At 66.3% G+C, this 18,576-nt stretch carries 19 protein-coding genes and 1 pseudogene; 13 read left to right on the forward strand and 7 right to left on the reverse strand.

Features of this window, described 5'->3' with window-relative positions:
- The first annotated feature begins 6 nt into the window (after positions 1-6).
- Positions 7-639 (forward strand): nucleotide exchange factor GrpE, encoded by a 633-nt coding sequence (locus CHB64_RS00910; RefSeq protein ID WP_089410710.1) that lies wholly within the window; start codon positions 7-9, stop codon positions 637-639.
- Positions 640-692: 53 nt separating this feature from the next.
- Here CHB64_RS00910 and CHB64_RS15705 read toward each other — a convergent pair.
- Positions 693-848, reverse strand: a pseudogene (locus CHB64_RS15705) (DUF2061 domain-containing protein); the annotation flags it as partial.
- Between the two features lie 166 nt (positions 849-1,014).
- A complete protein-coding gene (locus CHB64_RS00920) occupies positions 1,015-1,740 on the reverse strand; it encodes a Crp/Fnr family transcriptional regulator (RefSeq protein ID WP_089410711.1) in 726 nt (241 codons plus the stop codon).
- Positions 1,741-1,894: 154 nt separating this feature from the next.
- Here CHB64_RS00920 and CHB64_RS00925 point away from each other — a divergent pair, with 154 nt between their 5' ends.
- The gene (locus tag CHB64_RS00925) at positions 1,895-2,326 is read left to right on the forward strand and encodes a pilus assembly protein N-terminal domain-containing protein (protein ID WP_089410712.1); all 432 of its coding nucleotides are present in this window, start codon (positions 1,895-1,897) and stop codon (positions 2,324-2,326) included.
- A 25-nt stretch (positions 2,327-2,351) separates the two neighbouring features.
- Here CHB64_RS00925 and CHB64_RS00930 read toward each other — a convergent pair whose 3' ends face one another.
- On the reverse strand, positions 2,352-3,536 hold the full coding sequence (locus CHB64_RS00930; RefSeq protein ID WP_089410713.1) for an acyl-CoA synthetase family protein: 1,185 nt from the start codon (positions 3,534-3,536) through the stop codon (positions 2,352-2,354).
- Positions 3,533-4,390, reverse strand: coding sequence for an aminotransferase class IV (locus CHB64_RS00935; RefSeq protein WP_159462357.1), 858 nt, complete (start codon positions 4,388-4,390; stop codon positions 3,533-3,535). Before CHB64_RS00935 ends, CHB64_RS00930 begins: the two co-directional genes overlap by 4 nt.
- 113 nt (positions 4,391-4,503) lie before the next feature.
- Between CHB64_RS00935 and CHB64_RS00940 the strand changes: the two genes are divergently transcribed.
- Entirely contained in the window at positions 4,504-5,442 is a 939-nt protein-coding gene (locus tag CHB64_RS00940) for an alpha/beta hydrolase (RefSeq protein ID WP_089410715.1), read from the forward strand.
- Between the two features lie 10 nt (positions 5,443-5,452).
- Here CHB64_RS00940 and CHB64_RS00945 read toward each other — a convergent pair whose 3' ends face one another.
- On the reverse strand, positions 5,453-5,818 hold the full coding sequence (locus tag CHB64_RS00945; protein WP_143265911.1) for a DUF5658 family protein: 366 nt from the start codon (positions 5,816-5,818) through the stop codon (positions 5,453-5,455).
- A 137-nt stretch (positions 5,819-5,955) separates the two neighbouring features.
- On the opposite strand from CHB64_RS00945, the gene CHB64_RS00950 reads away from it, so the two are divergent.
- Complete coding sequence (locus tag CHB64_RS00950; protein WP_089410717.1) at positions 5,956-8,421, forward strand: DUF4175 domain-containing protein; 2,466 nt, start codon at positions 5,956-5,958, stop codon at positions 8,419-8,421.
- Positions 8,422-8,427: 6 nt separating this feature from the next.
- On the opposite strand, the gene selD is transcribed toward CHB64_RS00950, so the two are convergent.
- A complete protein-coding gene (gene selD / locus CHB64_RS00955) occupies positions 8,428-9,486 on the reverse strand; it encodes a selenide, water dikinase SelD (protein ID WP_089411414.1) in 1,059 nt (352 codons plus the stop codon).
- 570 nt (positions 9,487-10,056) lie between these two features.
- Entirely contained in the window at positions 10,057-11,721 is a 1,665-nt protein-coding gene (locus CHB64_RS00960) for a SulP family inorganic anion transporter (RefSeq protein WP_089410718.1), read from the reverse strand.
- 250 nt (positions 11,722-11,971) lie between these two features.
- On the opposite strand from CHB64_RS00960, the gene CHB64_RS00970 reads away from it, so the two are divergent.
- Genes CHB64_RS00970 through rplS form a run of 9 tightly spaced genes read left to right on the forward strand, consistent with a single transcriptional unit; the run spans position 11,972 to position 18,568 of the window.
- Positions 11,972-12,310, forward strand: coding sequence for an ArsR/SmtB family transcription factor (locus CHB64_RS00970; RefSeq protein ID WP_089410720.1), 339 nt, complete (start codon positions 11,972-11,974; stop codon positions 12,308-12,310).
- Positions 12,307-12,738 (forward strand): ArsI/CadI family heavy metal resistance metalloenzyme, encoded by a 432-nt coding sequence (locus tag CHB64_RS00975; RefSeq protein WP_089410721.1) that lies wholly within the window; start codon positions 12,307-12,309, stop codon positions 12,736-12,738. The genes CHB64_RS00970 and CHB64_RS00975 overlap by 4 nt, the downstream gene beginning before the upstream one ends.
- 36 nt (positions 12,739-12,774) lie before the next feature.
- The gene (locus tag CHB64_RS00980) at positions 12,775-13,218 is read left to right on the forward strand and encodes an arsenate reductase ArsC (RefSeq protein ID WP_089410722.1); all 444 of its coding nucleotides are present in this window, start codon (positions 12,775-12,777) and stop codon (positions 13,216-13,218) included.
- A gap of 43 nt (positions 13,219-13,261) precedes the next feature.
- On the forward strand, positions 13,262-14,341 hold the full coding sequence (gene arsB / locus CHB64_RS00985) for an ACR3 family arsenite efflux transporter (protein WP_089410723.1): 1,080 nt from the start codon (positions 13,262-13,264) through the stop codon (positions 14,339-14,341).
- A 7-nt stretch (positions 14,342-14,348) separates the two neighbouring features.
- Positions 14,349-15,527, forward strand: a complete 1,179-nt coding sequence (zapE, locus tag CHB64_RS00990) for a cell division protein ZapE (protein ID WP_089410724.1) — start codon at positions 14,349-14,351, stop codon at positions 15,525-15,527.
- A gap of 59 nt (positions 15,528-15,586) precedes the next feature.
- Positions 15,587-16,849 (forward strand): multidrug effflux MFS transporter, encoded by a 1,263-nt coding sequence (locus CHB64_RS00995; RefSeq protein ID WP_159462358.1) that lies wholly within the window; start codon positions 15,587-15,589, stop codon positions 16,847-16,849.
- Entirely contained in the window at positions 16,846-17,472 is a 627-nt protein-coding gene (gene rimM / locus CHB64_RS01000) for a ribosome maturation factor RimM (protein WP_089410726.1), read from the forward strand. The genes CHB64_RS00995 and rimM overlap by 4 nt, the downstream gene beginning before the upstream one ends.
- On the forward strand, positions 17,469-18,197 hold the full coding sequence (gene trmD / locus CHB64_RS01005) for a tRNA (guanosine(37)-N1)-methyltransferase TrmD (RefSeq protein ID WP_089410727.1): 729 nt from the start codon (positions 17,469-17,471) through the stop codon (positions 18,195-18,197). The genes rimM and trmD overlap by 4 nt, the downstream gene beginning before the upstream one ends.
- On the forward strand, positions 18,194-18,568 hold the full coding sequence (gene rplS, locus CHB64_RS01010) for a 50S ribosomal protein L19 (protein ID WP_089410728.1): 375 nt from the start codon (positions 18,194-18,196) through the stop codon (positions 18,566-18,568). The genes trmD and rplS overlap by 4 nt, the downstream gene beginning before the upstream one ends.
- The last annotated feature ends 8 nt before the right edge of the window (positions 18,569-18,576 follow it).

The raw sequence follows: 18,576 nt of genomic DNA on the forward strand, positions 1-18,576 counted from the left end.
AAAACCATGACAGGCGATAAGGATTATCCGCCGAACGAAGGCCAGCGCCCCGGCGAGCCCGTAGAGGAAACGGCGTCGCAGGGCGCGTCCCCGAACGGCGCCGGCGAGCCGACCGAAGCGGCGGCCGAAGACCCTGAGACGCTGCGCAACGCCCTCGCAGAGCTGAACGACAAGGTGCTTCGGCTCGCCGCCGAGCTTGAGAATACGCGCCGCCGGGCCGAGCGGGAAAAGGCCGACATCGCGCGCTACGCCATCGCCGGCTTCGCGCGGGATTTGCTGACCGTGGCGGACAATTTCGAGCGCGCGCTCGCCGCTGCGCCGTCTGCGGACGACGCCGTGCCGGCCGAAGCGTTCGCGGCCTTTCTCGAAGGGCTCAAGATGACTGATCGGGAGCTTATCGCAACGTTCGAACGGCATGGCGTGCGGCGCATCAATCCCAAGGGCGAGAAATTCGACCCGCATCTGCATCAGGCCGTCGCGCAAGCGCCGGGCGAAACGCCGGCGGGCCATGTGCTCGACGTCGCCCAGCCAGGCTTCGTGATCGGCGACCGCGTGCTGCGCGCGGCCATGGTCGTGGTCTCGACAGGGGCGGGCGAAAACGGCGCCGACGGCGAGTCTGCGGCTTCTTGCGGCGCATAAGCCTGAACGCCCCTCGCTTGGCGGGAGCGCGCTTCAAGACGCGTCCAGAGGCGCTCATGCAGATTATAGAAGGCGGTTTGGATGAGGGGTTCGATCAATCCCACGCCCATCGCGGCGACCCAACTTCCGGTGACGGCGAAAGTCACCGCGACCGCGACAAGAAAATGCATGATCCCGTAGGTCAGCGTTTTTGAGCTGGCGAAAGCCATGGCGTTTTTCCTCCGGGGTCTCCCTCCGCAGATCTGGCGGAATGGAACCTTGTCATCAATATATGATAATAATTATTAATTGCAATAACTGAGCCGCGCCCATCAGGCCCGCCGCATCACGAACGCGTGATGCGGCGTCTTGTGATACGCCCAAGCCGGTCAGCGATCAGCTCGCCAGACGGTTCAATTCAGCGATGTCGTCAATGATGAGCCCCGGATAATCGCGGCGCGCCACGCCTTCCTGAATGAGCAGGGCGATCGCGCCGGCGGTTGCGGCCTCGTCCGCCCCGGCCTTTTCGGCAAGCTCGCGATGGCGGGGCATGCGCGGAATGCGCCAGAGGCCGCTCACTGCGTCGCGCTCCACATATTCAAGAAGCGCCGCAAAGACCCGTCGCTCCGGCGCGCTGTCCTGAACGGGGCCTGCTTGGGCGGTCGCAGCGAGCGCGCGGGCGAAATACAGCATGAGATTGCGCGTGAGCGAGGGGCGCTGCGCGACCACGGCGCGAAAGCCGGCCGCGTCGATAGCCACGACGGTCGAGTCGATCTCGGCCGTGAGGGTCAAATGCCGCCCGCCGGCGGCGGTCTCCTCGCCGACGACGGCTTCGGCCAAACCGAAGAACTCCCCCGCCGGAAGCTCGTCGATCAGAAGCGCCCCCGATTCAGGATCGGCGGAAGCCGCTTTCAGCCTGCCGGATTTCACCAGAAAAAATTCGTCCCCGTCATATTGGCCGAGAGAAAATACGGCTTCGCCCGCATTATAGAAACGGGCTTGCGAGATCTCGGCGACGGCTTTTACGACGGCCGGAGGCAGATCGGCGAAAGGCGACGCCGCCGCCAATGCGGCGGCGAGATCCTCGCCCTGAGAAGATGAAGGCAACGGCGTAGCCGACATGGCGCGCTCTCCAGCGCCTTACTATGCGCCCGTGCAGCTTAAAGTCCGGTAAAAGGTAAAATTGCGACGATGCGGAGGGTTTCTCGACCCTGCGTTAAGCCTTCATTGACCCGCGGGCGCTAGCGTGAGGCCGCAGAATACAGGATCGCCGCTCATGCGCACGCTCATCGCCGCCGCCGCCATTTTGTGTCTGGCTGTCGCTCCCGCGCGCGCCGGACAGATCTGGCTCACCATGGATCAGGTTCGCCCCTACGAGATCGAGCGCCCAGCCGGCCAGATCGTCGTCGGAAACCCGGAAATCGCCGACGTGACCGTACACGACAAAAAGCGCATCTTTCTGTTCGGCAAGGCGCCGGGTCTGACGAACATGATCATTTTCGATGAAAAGGGCGAAGCGATCGAAACGCTCGTCATCCGCGTTCGTTCTAATACGAGCGGCATGCTGACTTTCCATCGCGGCGCGCAGCGCACGACCTACAACTGCACGACGGAATGCGACGCGACCATTACGGTCGGCGACGGAAACGAATCGTTCACGCAGGTCGCCAGCCAGGTCGCCCAAAAGCAGCAAGGCGGCAATCAATAAGCGCGTTCGAGAGAACGGCGCGTCTTTAAGCCGAAGGCTCATCGTCCCTTCTCAACGGCTCAGCCTCGAAGTGATAGATGCGTGGGCGCTCATGCGACCCGAGCTGCGTGCGACACCAGGCGTCTATCTCTCGCGCAGTCTGCTCGGTCGGCGGAATTTCAGCGTTAAGCCTGATATGCGCAATAAGGCGGGTGATCCCGCCTGGACGCCCGTCGGCGCTGACCTCGCAGCTCTCGACAAACCGATGGCGGCTGATCGTCTCGGCGATCCGATCGGGAAAGACATTGACGGCGCCTACTTGCACCGCCCCGTCGCGCCGCCCGCCAAGCCGAAAGCTGCGTTCGCTCTCCCAATGCAAAATGTCCATGGCCTTGACCCGACGAACCGCGCCGGAGGGGGAGCGGCGCAACATTTTCTCTCCATCGCGACGCCAGCAATCGAACAGGATGAAGGCCTCGTCAGGAGAATCGCGCCAGGCGACGAGCCCGGTTTCGGTCGAGCCGTAAAATTCGCGAATGGCGCCGAACCCGGCCTTGCGCATCTCCGCCGCCAGGTCGGACGTCATCGGTTCGCCGAATGACACGCCCATCGCGTTGTCGGGCGCGAGGACTCCTTCCCTGATGACATAACGCCACAATGTCGGCGTCGCCACGAGGACATCGCCGAAAGCAAGCGTTTCGCCGAGCGCGTCGGGAGAAAGACCGCGCGCGTCGAGGCATGGAATCCGCAAGAGATTTGGCGTGAGCACCGTCGTCGAGAAGCCCAGAAGCCCGTGCGGCGCCACGAGCGAAATCATGCGACGCCGACCGTAAAGCAGATTCGCTGCCGCCGCGGCGTCTGCAAACACCTCGTCTGCGGGATGCGCGCACGCCTCGCGCTCGCTGTCACGGCCGGCGGGCGTAAAGCGCATGACGGTGAGCGACCGGGTCGCGCCGTCCTCGGCGGCGCGCGCCCAGTCGGCGAGGCGCTCGGCGCCGGCCGCATCGATCAAGACGGGATCAAGGCCGAAGAAGTCCGCCGCTCGGCGCGCGCAGGCCGCGCGTTCGGATTTCGACAACGCCAGCCCTCCCGCCCCCAGGGGCGTTTCCTCGCTCCAGCCCGCAAGAGTGAGAAAATCCACATGCCGCTTGAAGCGCGCGCCGAGTTCTTCGGCCGCAAGGGCTGCGATGATTCGCGCAATCCGCTCACGCGGTATGACGAACGCCTTCATGCTGGACCTTTCCGGGTCAACGACTCGTCCAGGCGGCGTTGATAGCATGACCGCAGGGCGCGGAAGCTCTCTTCTCCTTTCGAAGGCGGCGGCGCATCCTTCAGCCGCGCCGCGCGCAACCCGATCAGACTGTTGGTGAGAAAGACGAATCCGCCGGCCACAGCGTCAAGGCTTATCTCCTTCTCTGCAGCCACAAGGCCGACCGCCGGCGCGGCGGCGAGAACCAGCCCGCGCACGACGCCAGGCATGGCGCCGTCCTCGATCCGCGGCGTCACGAGCGCGCCATCAGCGCTGATGACGAAAATATTGGCCGACGTCGCGCAGGCGACCGCACCCCTCTCGTTAAGCAGGATCGCATCGTCGGCGCCGGCGCGCCGCGCCGCGTCGAGGGCGAGCATGTTATCGATATAGCCGCCGATGGCCTTGAACCTGCTCGCAACCGCCGCCGAAAAGCGCCGGCGTTCGGATGCGACGAGCCGCGCAGGTCCGCGCGGCGCTTCACACGCGCTCAGCGAAACAAGCATGGTCGGCGAGGCCGTCTGCGGGGGAAAGAGCCCGCGCGGTCCCGACCCGCGGCTGACCGTCACGCGCGCTGCAGCGGACCTTTCCGCCAGGCCTTCGCGCCGAGACAGCTCGGCGATGATCGCGGGCACGGCGTCGAGCGCCGGGGGCGCCGGAATGCGCAGCGTCGCAAGACCGCATCTCAACCGCGCCGCGTGCTCCGGCCAGAACGCACATAGTCCGTGTGAAACATAAATAGTCTCGAACGCGCCATCGCCGAGAAGGAACCCCCGGTCCGCGGCGTCGATCGCGCCGGCGCTTTCGCGCCAGTCGCCATTCAGCCAGACGCTCACGCGTATCCTCGTCGCTCTTGCGTAATCAGAGCGGGTTTCATCGCAAGTCCCGCAGCCCACCGCAACTGCCGCCGGGACTTGCCTCCGCCCGCCGGGGCGCGCAGGGTTCGGCCATGCCCGACGTCGATTCCAAGACCCGCACGCTTCTCGACATGATGGCCGCGCTGGACGAGCCCCCGCTCAGCCGGCAAACGGTCGAGGAGTTCCGCGCCCGCCGCGAGCGCGGCCGGCCTCTCATCAATCCGACCTCGCCCGAGCTGCCGATCATCCAAGATATCGAGGTCGACGGCGGCGCCGGGACGCTGAAGGCGCGCCTTTACGATGTCGCCGAAGGCGCGGCGCGCCCGACGCTCGTCTATTTCCACGGCGGCGGGTTCTGCTACGGCGATCTCGAAAGCCACGATCCCCTGTGCCGGCGACTCGCGCATCACGGCGGCTTCCGCGTGATCGCCGTCGATTATCGCCTGGCGCCGGAACATCCCTTTCCGGCCGCGGTCGAGGACGCCTGCGCCGCGACCGCCTGCGTCGCGCGGGAAGCGGCGCGCTTCGGCGCGGACCCGCTGCGGATCGCCGTCGGCGGGGATTCCGCAGGCGCGAATCTGGCGACGGTCGCCGCCCGCCTTGCCTGCCGCAACGGCGGGCCCTCGCTGAGGTTTCAGCTTCTTATCTATCCGGTCACGCAGCAGTCGCGCACAACCCCCTCGCGGGAGAAGTTCGCCGAAGGCTATTTTCTCACCAAGGAGTCGATGGACTGGTTCCACGGCCATTATCTGGGCTCGGCCTACGATCCGACCGACGAACGCATTTCCCCGCTCGACGCCCCGGTTCCGGAAGGGCTGCCGCCCGCGCTGATCGTCACGGCGGGATTCGATCCCCTGCGCGATGAGGGGCTGGCCTACGCCGAAGCGCTCAACGCCGCCGGAGTGCGCGCCGATTACAAGGAGTACCCGGACCAAATACACGGCTTTTTCTCCTTCACGGCGTTTTCATCCGTGGCCGAAGAAGCCATCGCCGACGCCGCGAGGGCCGTTCGCGCCGCCCTTGAGGGCTAAAGCGCCGGACTTAAAATCCGTACACGATGCGGAAATTGTTGATGACGATGGCGGCGTTGAACAACAGCGCCACGGTGAAAATGCCGAGCACGATGCGGTGGGGGAACCAGATCACCATGCCCGATATCACGGCCTGAAGGGCGACCTTCGCGCCGATCCAGCCGGGGCCGAGATTCTCCATCGCGGCGCGCATGAAGGGATTAGCCTCTTCGCCGGCGCCGGCGCCGATCGCCATCACGGTCGAGACGATGTCGAACAGCGCCACCAGATTGTAGAGCGCGACGCTCGCCCAGGCGAGCCGCAGATTGTCGACTTCCCCACGTGAACGGGCCGCCTCGCGCACGAGCCGCCGTCGGCGCTTCTCGGATAGAAACAAGAGAACCAGAACGCGCTCCTGTTAACCCTACGACGCCCCGAGACGCGCCCGCGCGCGCCGGATCGCCCTTGATCGTCCATAAACCGCGCGCCCGGCGCATCGACGCCCGGCCGCGCGCAGGATAAACTGCAAAAAGCATGACGATCGAATTGAAACAGCGCGCGCGCGCCGCCGAGAAGCTCGCGCGCGTTAGAGAAACGTCCGAGCCAGGCCCTGCGACGGCCTTCGCCGCGCGTCTCGTGCTTTTCTGGGAGCGGCTGTGGCCGGCGCTGCTTCTGCTCGCCGCGCCGTTCTTCCTGATCGTGGTCGCAAGCCTGTTCGGCCTTTTCGCCCATGCGCCTGTCTGGTTCCACTGGATGAGCCTCGCGGCGGCGGGCGCCGCGAGCGTCGCCGCCTTCCTCCGTTATGGACGGGAGATCGCATGGCCGTCGCGGCGTGAGGCCCTGGCCAGAATCGAGGCGGACGGCCGGCTGCGCCACGCGCCGCTGCAGGCCCTCGAAGACCGGCCGTTCGACGGCGATGCGGCGCGCGCGCTCTGGCGGGCGCATCTAGCCGACATGGCGCGCCGGGCCCGGGCGGCGCGACTTTACGGCCCGCGCGCGACCGCCGACGAGCGCGATCCCTGGTCTCTGCGCTATGCGGCCTTGGGGGTGCTCGCCGTGGCGCTTGTGGCCGCTGGACCGGATCGCAACGTGCGCCTTATCGGCGCGTTCACGCCAAGCGCAGCGCTGAAAGGCGGCGCGGCCCTGGCGGATCTCTGGATCGAACCGCCGGCCTATACCGGCAAGGCGCCCGTTTATCTATTGCGGGCGGGCGAGCGTCTCGCAGGCGATCGCGCCCAAATCGATGCGCCTGAGGGCGCCGTCGCCGTTTTGCAGGCGCCAGGCGCGCGCCGCCATCGGCTGATCTTCGAAACGCGAGCCGAGACGTTGAAGGGGGAAGCCGCGCTGGACGCAGGCGCCGGAAGATCCATGCTCCGTCTCGACGAGAGCGGTCTCTTGCGACTGCGCATCGCCGGCGCGGAGGGTCGCTGGCCGATCGGGATCATTCCTGATTCCCCGCCTGAAGCGGCGTTTCTGGAAACGCCGGCGACGACCGACGATGCGCGCCTCGCCTTGGCCCTGCGCGTCGAAGACGACTACGGGATCGCCTCGGCCGCGCTGCATCTGCGGCTGGACCCGGATCAGGACCGCCCTCTCGACGCGCCGGATTTCGATCCGGCTTCGATCCGTGCAGAGAGGATCATAAAGCTTGACGGCCTCTCCGGCGCGGGCAGCGAACGGCGCTTCGATCTCGACCTGCAAGCCGATCCCTGGGCCGGGCTCGCCGTCATCGGCCGTCTTGTCGTGACCGACGGCGCCGGCCAGACAGGCGAAACGGAGGAAATCTCGTTTCGGCTGCCCGCGCGGCCATTCTTCAATCCGCTCGCCCGCGCCGTCATCGAGCAGCGCCAAACACTCGCCGTATCGGCATCCGCATGGCATCGGGCAGGCAGGGCCTTCGACGCGCTGACCTTCGCGCCGGAGGCGTTCTACGACGAGGCGACGGACTATTTACTGCTGCGCACGGCCTTTTGGCGGGTGATGAGGAAGAAGGGAGAGGACCTCGCCAAAACAGTGGAGGATTTCTGGCCGCTCGCCCTGCAGCTCGAAGACGAGGCGCTAGAGCTCGCCCGACGCCGCCTAGAAGCCGCCCGCGACGCGCTGCGCGCCGCGCTCGAATCCGGCGCGAGTGACGCCGAAATCGCCCGCCTCGTAGAGGAGATGCGCGAGGCGTTGCAGCAATACCTGCAAGCGCTGGCGCAATCCGGCCGACAGTTCTCAGACGATGCGCCGCCTACGGATGAAATGCTGAGTACGGACGACCTCGACCAGATGCTCGACGCGATCCGCGATCTTTCGGAGTCGGGCGCGCGCAACGCCGCCCGCCAGGCGCTCAGCGATCTAGAGCAGATTCTGGACAATTTACGCCTCGCCGGCCGCGGTGCCGGCGGGCAGGGCGCAGGCCGTGGTCAAGGCGCGCCTGGCGAGAGCGGTCCGGCCGGCCAGGCCGGCGATCTCATCGGCCGACAACGCGATCTCGCCAACCGCTCTTTCGAGCGCGGCCGAGAGCCCGGCGCGCGCGGCGACGACCTTGCGCGCGAGCAGCGCGGCCTGTCAGACGACCTTTCCAGCCTGCTCGATCAACTCAGCGCCGCGGGCGAGACCGCCGACCCGCAAGGCCGCGGGGCCCGCGCGCTGCGCTACGCGCAAGACGAGATGGGGCGCGCCGAGGAAGCCCTGCGCAGCGGGAATTTCGACGCCGCCTCTTCCGCCATGGAGCGCGCCGTCGCGGCCATGCGCGACGGGGCCGAAGCGCTCGCCGAAGCCGAAGCCCGCCAGGCGCGCGAAGGGCCGGGCGAAGGCGAGAGCCGCGACGGACCGGCGCTCGACCCCTTGGGCCGACCGACCGGCCAGTCCTACGGCCGCGGCGTCGAAACGCCGGACGGCTGGGATCGTCCCCGCGCACGCGACGTGCTGGATGAGCTGCGCAAGCGTCTCTCGGACGGAACCATCACGCCGGAAGAGCGCGCCTATCTCGAACGGCTGCTCGAGCGGTTCTGACGGGTTTCAGCGGACGGCGATTTGCGGCGCGCCTTGCGCCAGCCGGCCGATGATCGCAGCGTCGCCATGGCCATGGCGGGCGAAAATTTCAAGGACTGTTTCGACGCTTTCCGGCGCGCAGGCCACAAGCAGCCCGCCGCTGGTCTGCGGATCGCAAAAAAGATCGCGTTCAACCTCCGCCCAATGCGCCGGCGCATCGACGGCTTCCGCGACGCTCCGCCAGTTTCGCGCGGACGCTCCGGTGCGCACGCCCGTGTCGGCCAGCGCGCGGGCGGCTGGAAAGACGGGTGCGGACGAACTGTCTATTTCCGCAGCGAGACCGCTCGCCCGGCATATCTCCAGAAGGTGGCCCAGCAGCCCGAAGCCCGTGACGTCCGTCGCTGCGTGAACCCCTTCCACGCTGGCGAGATCGACGCCAGGCGTATTGAGCCGCGTGGTCGACTCGATCATCAGCCGATAACTGTCCGCATCAAGAACGCCGCGCTTGAGGGCTGCGCTCAATATCCCGATCCCGAGCGGTTTGCCGAGAACAAGCGCGTCGTCTGCGCGCGCGCCGGAATTGCGCAGGATTCTCTTCGGATTGACAAGCCCCAGCGCGGCGAGGCCATAGATAGGCTCAGCGGCGTCAATTGAGTGGCCGCCGGCGATGGGAGCCCCAGCCGCATCGCAGACCGCGCGCCCGCCCGCAAGGATCTTCCGGATGGTCGGCGCGCCGAGCTTGTCGATCGGCATGCCGACAAGCGCGAGCGCGAAGATGGGCCGCCCCCCCATCGCATAGACATCGGATAGCGCGTTGGTCGCCGCGATGCGCCCGAAGTCGTAAGGGTCGTCGACGATGGGCGTGAAGAAATCAGTCGTGGCGACAAGCGCGAGATCGTCCGTCAGCCGATAGACCGCCGCATCGTCGCTGGTCGCTGCATCCACGAGAAGCGCTGTCTCGCCCGAAGCGAGCGGCGCTTCGCTCAACAGCTCGCGCAGCACGTCCGGCGCCAGCTTGCAGCCGCACCCTCCGCCGTGGGCGAGCGCGGTCAGACAGGGCTCCTCGCCGGATTCGGGCGCGGTCATGGCGTTCTCCTCCGATGCGCGCAACTTGGCCAGCTACAGACGCTTTAGCTATGGCGCGACGGGCCGGCCCCGCCAAGTCCCTTTCCTCAACCCGATCGCGCGAGCGCGTCAGGACCGAGTCCGAAGGCGGCGAAGATCTCCGGTCCCATCCCTCGCGGCCGGCGAGTCTCGATGTCGAGTAGACGCCAGTTGACTTCATGCACGCGCTCGCTCGCGCGGCGCCCAGCTTCCGGATGTCCACGAAGCGGAACCCTTGCGCGCGCCCGAGCCAGGTGCGCGCCGCGGCCGCCGCGCCCGGTAGAACCGGCGCGCGATAGTCGATCTCGTGGCGCAGCACGATCTACATGCAGCGCCGGCGCAATTGAGACGAGGCGAGATTGCGCCAATGGGCGGCGGCGACGTCCTGCGCAGACACAGATCGTGTTGTTGACATGGCCCATCTCGTCGAAATCGCCGGGCGTCGGGTGGATTATTCGTCGGAACGCGGTCTCGAAAGACCGCGCGCTCAAGCCGGTCCCGTCCGACATCAACAGGCACGCGGCGCTCCCTTAATCCTTGGCGCGGGCTCTGTCATTCCTTGCGCGCATCAGCGTCGGCGGTCGCGTATCGGACGGCCGCTTCTATCGCCTCCCGGCGAGAGGCGAAACGCGCTTCCGGCCGAACATGCGGCAAGGCGGCGAGTCCGTCGAGCGTTTTTGCAACCTCCCTGGACAGCCCGGAGATGAAAATCATTTGCCCCTTTTCGTGGGTGATCGTCATAATCTCCTGCACGGCAAGCGCCGCGCTGGTGTCGACATAAGCGACGTTCGTAAAGTCGAAGACGCAGACGCGCGCGCCGGTCAGCGCGGGCGATGCGCGGCGTGCGAGTTCGCGCGCCGACGCATAGGAATAGGTTCCCTGCAGGATCGTGATCAGCACCTTGCCGTCGGCAGCCCGCAGGAGCGCGCGCTCCTCGTCGCTAAGCTGATCGAGCTCGTCCGGCGATGCGACTTGCCTGACAGTCTTCAATTGCAACTCCGCCATATGACGGGCGTTAACAAGGCTCGCCATGATTATCCCCACAGCGACAGCCATGATGAGGTCGACGAACACCGTCAGTCCCATCGTGATGAGCATAATGACGAACTTGTCGCGCGGCGCGCTCGCCATCCGGCGAAGATAAGGCCAGTCGATAATGTCCCAGCCCACCTTCATCAGAATCGCCGCCAGAACAGCTTGCGGCACCCGCTCCACAACCGGCCCGAGCCCCAGCGCCATCCCCAACAGCGTGAGCGCGTGAATCGCGCCGGAACGCCGCGTGCGCCCGCCGGCGCGGATGTTCACCAGAGTGCGCATGGTCGCGCCCGCGCCCGGCAGGCCGCCGATTAGGCCTGAGACGGCGTTGCCGATTCCCTGTCCGATCAGTTCGCGATCCGGATCGTGCCGCGTGCGCGTGACGGAGTCCGCGATCAGCGAGGTAAGCAGGCTGTCGATGGAGCCGAGCAGCGCCAGGATGAACGCCGCCTGCAGCATCTGCGACGCATCAGCCAGCGAAATCGAGGGAATCAGCAGAGCGGGCGGCCCCTGCGGCACGGACCCGATCGTCGGCGCGTCTTGGATGAAAACCGCCGCCGCCGTGCCGAAAACCAACGCCGCCAACGGCGCCGGAAAGTAACGCTGCAGCTGCTTCGGCCAGAACACGATCAACGCGAGCGCAGCGACAGCTAATCCCGCAACGCCGGGCCGTATCGTCGAGGGATCAATCCCGGCGAGCGCCTTAATCGCGCCGATCACGCCCCCGCCTGAGGCATCGAGCCCCAGAAACGGCAGGATCTGCACGAACATGATGATGAGGCCGATGCCGGTCATAAACCCGGATACGACGGAATATGGCGTGTACGTTACATATCTGCCGAGACGCATGACTCCGAATGTAATTTGCAGGAGGCCGCCCAGCGTGACGATGGCGAAGGCTTCGGCGAGATTGTTTGCATGCGCGGCGATGACCGCGCCCATCACGACGGTCATAGGCCCCGTGGGCCCAGAGACTTGCGTCGGCGTTCCGCCGAAAACGGCCGCGAAAAACCCGACTGCGATCGCCCCGTAAAGCCCCGCGACCGGACCCGCGCCCGATGCGACGCCGAAAGCCAGCGCTAGGGGCAGCGCGACCACAGCGGCCGTCGCGCCGCCGAAGAGGTCGCCGCGAAGCGTCTCAAGTCCAAAGCGGCTGCGGGGCTCACTTGGCAGCTTGTTCATATGTCGATCGGATCAGGGATGCGGATTAAAGATCTGTTTCCGCCGCGTCAGGGGCTGTCGGCGCAGCATGGCTGCGTCGCCATCATGCGCCGTCGCCGTCCGCTTTCGCACAGCGGCGAAAAGACGCGGGTCCGCGCTTCTCCCCGCCGGCCTGTTGCGCCGCGGCTTTCAGCGCCGCGAGGGGCGCCGGCGGCGGTCGAATGGTTGCGCGCCCATTGACAAACATAAATAATTCCATAATTATCTAATTATGGAATTTGATAGCGCCATATCCGCTTTCTCAGCGCTGTCGCAGGAGACCCGGCTTCAGGCTCTGCGGCTGCTCGTGAAAAAAGGGCCGGGAGGTCTATCGGCGGGCGCTCTCGCCGAGGCTCTTGGCGTTTCCGCGCCGACCATGTCCTTCCACCTCAAAGAACTGGCCAATGCCGGCCTGGTTCTGTCGCGCAAGACCGGCCGCAGCGTGATCTATGCGGCCGATTACGCCGGCGTGCGGGCGCTTGTCGATTTTCTGCTGGCCGATTGCTGCCAAGGAGACCCCCGCCTGTGCGGGCCTTACGTCATCAAGGAAAAACAGGAGACAGCCGTATGAAACGCCTACACGTCCACATCAGAGCGAGAGACCTCGAGGAGTCCGTCCGCTTTTATTCCGCCCTGTTCGGCCGCGGTCCCGACAAGCGCGAGGCCGATTACGCCAAATGGCTGCTCGACGACCCGCGGGCCAATATCTCCGTCTCGACCCGCGGCGGCGCGCCGGGCGTCGATCATGTGGGCGTGCAGGTCGACGACAGCGAAGCGCTCCATGTCGTGGCGGACCGACTGAAGGCGGCTGAAGCCGACATCGTCGAACAGTCGGACGCCGCCTGCTGCTACGCCAGGAGCGACAAATACTGGGCGCGCTCGCCCGAGGGCGCAGTCTGGGAGCTTTTCCACACCTTCGGCGACAGCGCTGAATACGGCGGCGATCTCGTCCCGCAGCGTAACGCTGCATCTGAAACCGCCTGTTGCGCGCCGCGCTGACGGGCGAGCCGAACGGCCACGATCCTGAACCGACTGATGAAAAACATCCTTTTTCTATGCACAGGCAATTCGGCCCGCTCGATCATGGCCGAGGCCTATATGAACCACGCCGGCGCCGGGCGCTGGCGGGCCTATTCGGCCGGCTCGCAGCCGACGGGCCGGCCTAACCCCCTCGCGCTGGAGACCCTCCGGGCGCACGGCGTGCCGGCGGGCGCGCCGCGCTCGAAGAGCTGGGACGCGTTCGCGCGCGCCGGCGCGCCGATCATGGATGTGGTCGTCACCGTCTGCGACAACGCCGCCGGCGAGATCTGCCCGGTCTGGCCTGCAGCAGAAGGAAAGCGGCCCGAAAGACTGCACTGGAGCTTTCCGGACCCGGCGGCCGCGACAGGCGACGACGACGCGCGCCGCGCCGCCTTCGAGGACGTCTTTCAGGCGATCCGCAAACAGATAGATAAATTCATCGCCGAACGCCTCGATTGACGCCTGCATTCTCCCCCACACCGAAACCGGAAAGGATCGTGTCGTGACGATCTTCGAACGCTATCTCTCCTTGTGGGTCGCGCTCGCGATCGCAGCCGGCGTCGCCTTGGGCCGGCTCGCGCCGGGCCTGTTCGACGCGCTCGCCTCCTGGGAGTACGCAAATGTCAACTTCGCCGTCGCCGTTCTGATATGGGCGATGGTGTATCCCATGATGATCAACGTCGATCTTAAGAGTCTTCGTCATGTCGGCGACCGTCCAAAAGGATTGATCATCACGCTTATCGTCAACTGGCTGATCAAGCCGTTCACCATGGCCTTGCTCGGCGTCGTGTTTTTCAAGCACATTTTCGCCGGGCTGATTCCGCCGGCGGACGCAGATGGATATATCGCCGGCCTCATTCTTTTGGGAGCGGCCCCCTGCACGGCGATGGTCTTCGTGTGGTCGCAGTTCACCCGCGGAGACGCCGCCTACACGCTGACGCAGGTCACTGTGAATGACGCGATCATGGTTTTCGCTTACGCGCCGATCGTCGCCTTGCTGCTCGGCGTCGCGGACATATCCGTGCCATGGGAAACGCTGATCGTTTCCGTTGCGCTATACGTCGCCGTTCCGCTCGCCGCCGGCGCCGCCACGCGACGGCGCCTGAAGGCATCCGGCGGCAACAGCGCCGTCGCCGCGTTCACAATGAAATTGAAACCCTACGCCGTCATCGGCCTTTTAGCGACCGTCGTGCTGCTCTTTGGTTTTCAAGGAAATGTGATCATCGAAAAGCCGCTTGTCATCGCTCTCATCGCCGTTCCATTGCTTATTCAGTCTTATGGCGTATTCGCTCTCGCTTTCGGCGCCGCCTGGGTTTGGCGAGTCCCATTTAACGTCGCGGCGCCATGCGCGCTGATCGGCACGTCCAACTTTTTCGAGCTCGCCGTCGCCGTCGCCGTCAGCCTCTTCGGGCTCGACTCCGGCGCCGCGCTGGCGACAGTCGTCGGCGTGCTGGTCGAGGTGCCCGTCATGCTCTCGCTCGTGGCTTTCGCCAACGCCGCCGCCGGGCGGTTTCCAGACGGCGCGCCGGCTTGCGCGCAGGACGGCGGCCGCGCTTTGCGCCCTGCATCGCGCAGGCTATAGAGCCCCGATGCGGGGGCCGCTTCCCAGATATCGCGCGCTCGTTGAGAGCGGCGCGCTCGAAGCCGATCCGGCTCAGGAAGAGGCCGCCGAGCGCTTGCAGCGCCTGCATGTGGCGCTGGCGGTCCGCCGCAGCGGCCTGTCATGGTTCGGACGGCGAACGCCGCCGCGCGGACTTTATCTGTGGGGCGGAGTCGGGCGCGGCAAGTCGCTCCTGATGGACATCTTCTTCAACAACACGAGCTTCGCCCCCAGACGCCGCGTTCATTTTCATGAGTTCATGACCGAAACCCACGAACGCATAGCGGCTTGGCGCGCAACGCCGGCGCGCGCGAAAAAGCGCCATCCTGGCGTCGACCGCAAGGCGCCGGACGACCCGATGCCTCCCGTCGCGCACGACATCGCGCGCGAGGCGATGCTGCTTTGTTTCGATGAGTTTCAGGTCTCCGACATCGCCGACGCGATGATCCTCGGGCGATTGTTCGACGCTCTGTTCGCGCGCGGCGTCGTCGCAGTCGCGACATCGAACCGTCATCCGGACGACCTTTACAAGGATGGCCTTAACCGCCAGCTTTTTCTTCCCTTCATCGCGCTGCTGAAAGCGCGCCTTGACGTGATGGAGCTTAAGGCTGCGCGCGATTATCGGCTGGAGCGGCTCGCCGGCGCGCCGGTCTACCACCATCCGCTGGGGGCCGAAGCCGACGCCGCTATGGACGAAGCCTGGGCGCGCCTCATCTGCGGAGCCAGGGAGCGCGTCGAGCATCTCGTCGTGAAGGGACGCAAGCTGACGGTCCCGCGCGCGGCGCGCGGCGCGGCGCGGTTCGATTTCGCCGATCTGTGCGAGAAGCCTCTTGGCGCGGCGGACTATATCGCGCTTTGCCGGCGCTACGGCGCGCTCCTCATCGACCGCATTCCGCGCATGGATCCGTCCCGGCGTAATGAAGCCAAACGTTTCGTCGCGCTGGTCGATGCGATCTATGAGGCGCGCACCAAGCTCGTCTGCTCAGCCGACGTCGAGCCGCACGCCCTTTACCCCGAAGGCGACGGCGCGTTCGAGTTCGCCCGCGCCGCCTCGCGCCTGGCGGAGATGGGCTCGGCCGACTATCTCGCAGCCGAGCATCGCGCCGCGCTTCAGCAGACGGCCGAGGCGCCTTCGTCGCCCGAACCGGCTGCGGCGACCCGGACCTAGGCCGGCGGACCGCATTTCCCTTCCCGCGGAAATGCGCTACTTGCCCGCTCATGCGAGACATGGAGCCTTTACGCGACGGCGAAGCTTTGGGCGACGGTCCCGGCGACGCCAGCCTTTCGCCGCCATTGCGCTTCGCCGAGCTGGTAGCGATCGTCGCAGCGGTGATGGCTCTTAACGCGCTCGCCATCGACATGATGCTTCCGGCTCTGGGCCTCATCGGCGAAGAGCTGGGAACCGCCCGCGATAACGACCGCCAGCTCATCGTCGTCGTCTATATCATCGGCAATGGCCTCGCGCAGCTTATCTTCGGCCCGTTTGTCGATCGCTTCGGGCGACGGCGGGTGCTGTTATGGGCGCTTGCAGGATATGTGGTCGGATGTCTGCTGAGCGTCGTCGCGTCGAGTTTCTCTCTGCTGCTGGCCGCGCGCGCTTTTCAGGGCGTGGCGACGGCCGCAAGCCGCGTCGCCGCTATCGCGCTGGTGCGCGATCTCGCCTCAGGCCGGCGCATGGCCGAGGTGATGTCGCTCGCCATCACTGTTTTCATGGCCGCGCCGATCCTCGCGCCGGGCTTCGGCCAGCTCATCCTGTTCGCCGCGCCCTGGCGGGGAATATTCATCGCGTTGATGCTGTACGGCCTGGTGCTGTGCGCGTGGTTCTGGGCGCGTCTGCCCGAGACCCTGACGACAGAGAACGTCCGGCCGCTGAAGTTCGACCGCATTGGCGCCGGATATTTGGAGTTCGTCCGTAACCGGACGGCGATGGGATACACGCTCGTGGCCGCCCTCGCCTTCGGCGCCTTGTTCGGCTATATTAGCGCTTCGGAGCAGATTTTCCTCGAAACCTTCGATCTCGGCGCGCGCTTTCCGATGGCCTTCGCCATGATCGCCGGGGCGCTCGGCGCGGCGACTTTGCTCAACGCGCGGCTTGTCGGTCGTTTCGGGATGCGCCGGCTGTGCCACGGGGCGATCCTGTTTTTCGTGCTGGCGAACCTCATCCATCTGTTTATCGTCGCTGCAGGCTACGAGAATCTGACGATGTTCCTGCTGTTCACCTCGCTGTCTTTCTTCGCGCTCGGGCTGATCGGGCCGAACTGCACGGCGATGGCGCTGGAGCCGATGGGCCACATCGCCGGCGCAGCTTCCGCCGCAAACGGTTTCGCCGGCACGACGCTGGCGGGCTTCCTGGGCGGCGTGATCGGGCGTTTCTACGACGGCACGACGACGCCGATCATCATGGGCTTCGTCTGTCTCGGTCTCGCCGCATTGGCGCTGGCGCTCTGGGTCGAGAAGGGGCGGCTGTTCGAGCCGCATGAAGGACCATGAACGCGCCGGATAAACGGCGAGTCTGCCTCGGCGCCATCGCCGGGGCGCATGGCGTGAAGGGCGAGATGAAGATCAGGACCTTCACCGAGCGCGAGGCGGACGTCACCGCCTACGGACCGACGGAGAGCGAGGACGGCGCGCGGCGGTTTACCTTGGAAGTCGTCCGCGTCCTGAAACCTGGCCTCATTCTCGCGCGCGCGCCGGAGATCCAAAGCCGGGAAGACGCTGCGGCCCTCGCCGGAACCCGGCTTTACGTCCCCCGCACGGCGCTCCCCGCCCTTGAAGACGAGGACGAATTCTATGTGGAAGATCTGGTCGGCCTCCAGGCAGTCGACGAGTCCGGCGCGCGCCTCGGACGCGTGGTCGCGGTCCACAATTTCGGCGCCGGCGACATTCTCGAACTCGGCGAGCGCGACGGCGGGGCGCGGGCGGTGATGATCCCGTTCTTGAAGACAGCCGTGCCGGCGATCGATCTGGAAGCGGGCCGCCTCACGGTCGCCCGCGAGGCGTTGGGCGCGGCCGAGAGCAACAAGCGCGCGCCGACGCTTCGCGACGACGCCGGCGTCATCGCGTCCGATGACCTTGGCGTCGACCTCGACGCCATGCGCCAGGAGGATGCGTGATGTGGCGCGCGACAGTTCTGAGCCTCTTTCCGGAGCTCTTCCCGGGTCCTCTCGACGCCTCCGTGCTCGGGCGGGCCCGCGCCGAAGGCGCATGGGCGCTCAATACGGTCCGGATCCGCGATTTTTCGGACAACCCTTACGGCTCGGTCGACGACACGCCGGCCGGGGGCGGGGCCGGCATGGTGATGCGGGCCGACATTCTGGCGAAGGCGCTCGATTCCGTCCCGCGCGAGGGCCGGCCGGTCGTCTATCTGTCCCCGCGCGGGACGCCGCTGACCCAGCCCCGCGTGCGCGCCCTCGCCGCAGGGCCGGGACTCGTCGCGCTTTGCGGCCGCTTCGAGGGGGTGGACGAGCGCCTGATCGAGGCCCGGGGGATCGAAGAGATCTCCATCGGCGACTTCGTGCTCGCAGGCGGGGAAATCGCCGCCATGGCCCTGATCGAGGCTTGCGTGCGCCTGCTTCCCGGCGTATTAGGCTCCGCCTCATCGTTGCGCGAGGAAAGCTTCGAGGCGGGTCTTCTCGAATACCCGCAATACACGCGCCCTCGCGTCTTCGAAGGACGGGAGATTCCTGGCGTCCTCATGTCCGGCGATCATGCCAAGATCGCGGCGTGGCGGCGCGAAAAGGCTGAAGAAACAACGCGGGCGCGACGACCGGACCTCTGGAAGAGGTATTGCGAAAACGGTCCTATCCGGCGCGGCGAGAACAAGGATGCGGACCCATGAACATCATCGAGCAGCTTGAAAAAGAGCACATGGCCGAGCTTGGCAAGTCCCTGCCGGACTTCGCGCCGGGCGACACCATCAAGGTGAACGTGAAGGTCCGCGAGGGCGACCGCGAACGCATTCAGGCCTTTGAAGGGGTTTGCATCGCGCGCTCCGGCGGCGGCCTCAATGAGAGCTTCACCGTGCGCAAGATCTCGTTCGGCGAGGGCGTGGAACGGGTGTTTCCCGTCTATTCGCCGCTCGTCGACTCCGTCGAGGTGGTGCGCCGCGGCAAGGTGCGCCGGGCCAAGCTCTATTACCTGCGCGAGCGCCGCGGCAAATCCGCCCGCATCGCCGAGAAGGCGGCGGGCCGCGCCAAGGACGGCGAATAGGCCCTCAG

This window comes from Amphiplicatus metriothermophilus (assembly GCF_900199215.1).
In the GTDB taxonomy this organism is placed as follows: domain Bacteria; phylum Pseudomonadota; class Alphaproteobacteria; order Caulobacterales; family Parvularculaceae; genus Amphiplicatus; species Amphiplicatus metriothermophilus.

Bases quoted from the DNA above. Each gene is read 5' to 3' on its own strand.
- CHB64_RS00910 (WP_089410710.1), top strand. From the start codon at position 7: ATGACAGGCGATAAGGATTATCCGCCGAACGAAGGCCAGCGCCCCGGC.
- CHB64_RS00920 (WP_089410711.1), bottom strand. From the start codon at position 1,740: ATGTCGGCTACGCCGTTGCCTTCATCTTCTCAGGGCGAGGATCTCGCC.
- CHB64_RS00925 (WP_089410712.1), top strand. From the start codon at position 1,895: ATGCGCACGCTCATCGCCGCCGCCGCCATTTTGTGTCTGGCTGTCGCT.
- CHB64_RS00930 (WP_089410713.1), bottom strand. From the start codon at position 3,536: ATGAAGGCGTTCGTCATACCGCGTGAGCGGATTGCGCGAATCATCGCA.
- CHB64_RS00940 (WP_089410715.1), top strand. From the start codon at position 4,504: ATGCCCGACGTCGATTCCAAGACCCGCACGCTTCTCGACATGATGGCC.
- CHB64_RS00950 (WP_089410717.1), top strand. From the start codon at position 5,956: ATGACGATCGAATTGAAACAGCGCGCGCGCGCCGCCGAGAAGCTCGCG.
- selD (WP_089411414.1), bottom strand. From the start codon at position 9,486: ATGACCGCGCCCGAATCCGGCGAGGAGCCCTGTCTGACCGCGCTCGCC.
- CHB64_RS00960 (WP_089410718.1), bottom strand. From the start codon at position 11,721: ATGAACAAGCTGCCAAGTGAGCCCCGCAGCCGCTTTGGACTTGAGACG.
- CHB64_RS00970 (WP_089410720.1), top strand. From the start codon at position 11,972: ATGGAATTTGATAGCGCCATATCCGCTTTCTCAGCGCTGTCGCAGGAG.
- CHB64_RS00975 (WP_089410721.1), top strand. From the start codon at position 12,307: ATGAAACGCCTACACGTCCACATCAGAGCGAGAGACCTCGAGGAGTCC.
- CHB64_RS00980 (WP_089410722.1), top strand. From the start codon at position 12,775: ATGAAAAACATCCTTTTTCTATGCACAGGCAATTCGGCCCGCTCGATC.
- zapE (WP_089410724.1), top strand. From the start codon at position 14,349: ATGCGGGGGCCGCTTCCCAGATATCGCGCGCTCGTTGAGAGCGGCGCG.
- CHB64_RS00995 (WP_159462358.1), top strand. From the start codon at position 15,587: ATGGAGCCTTTACGCGACGGCGAAGCTTTGGGCGACGGTCCCGGCGAC.
- rimM (WP_089410726.1), top strand. From the start codon at position 16,846: ATGAACGCGCCGGATAAACGGCGAGTCTGCCTCGGCGCCATCGCCGGG.
- rplS (WP_089410728.1), top strand. From the start codon at position 18,194: ATGAACATCATCGAGCAGCTTGAAAAAGAGCACATGGCCGAGCTTGGC.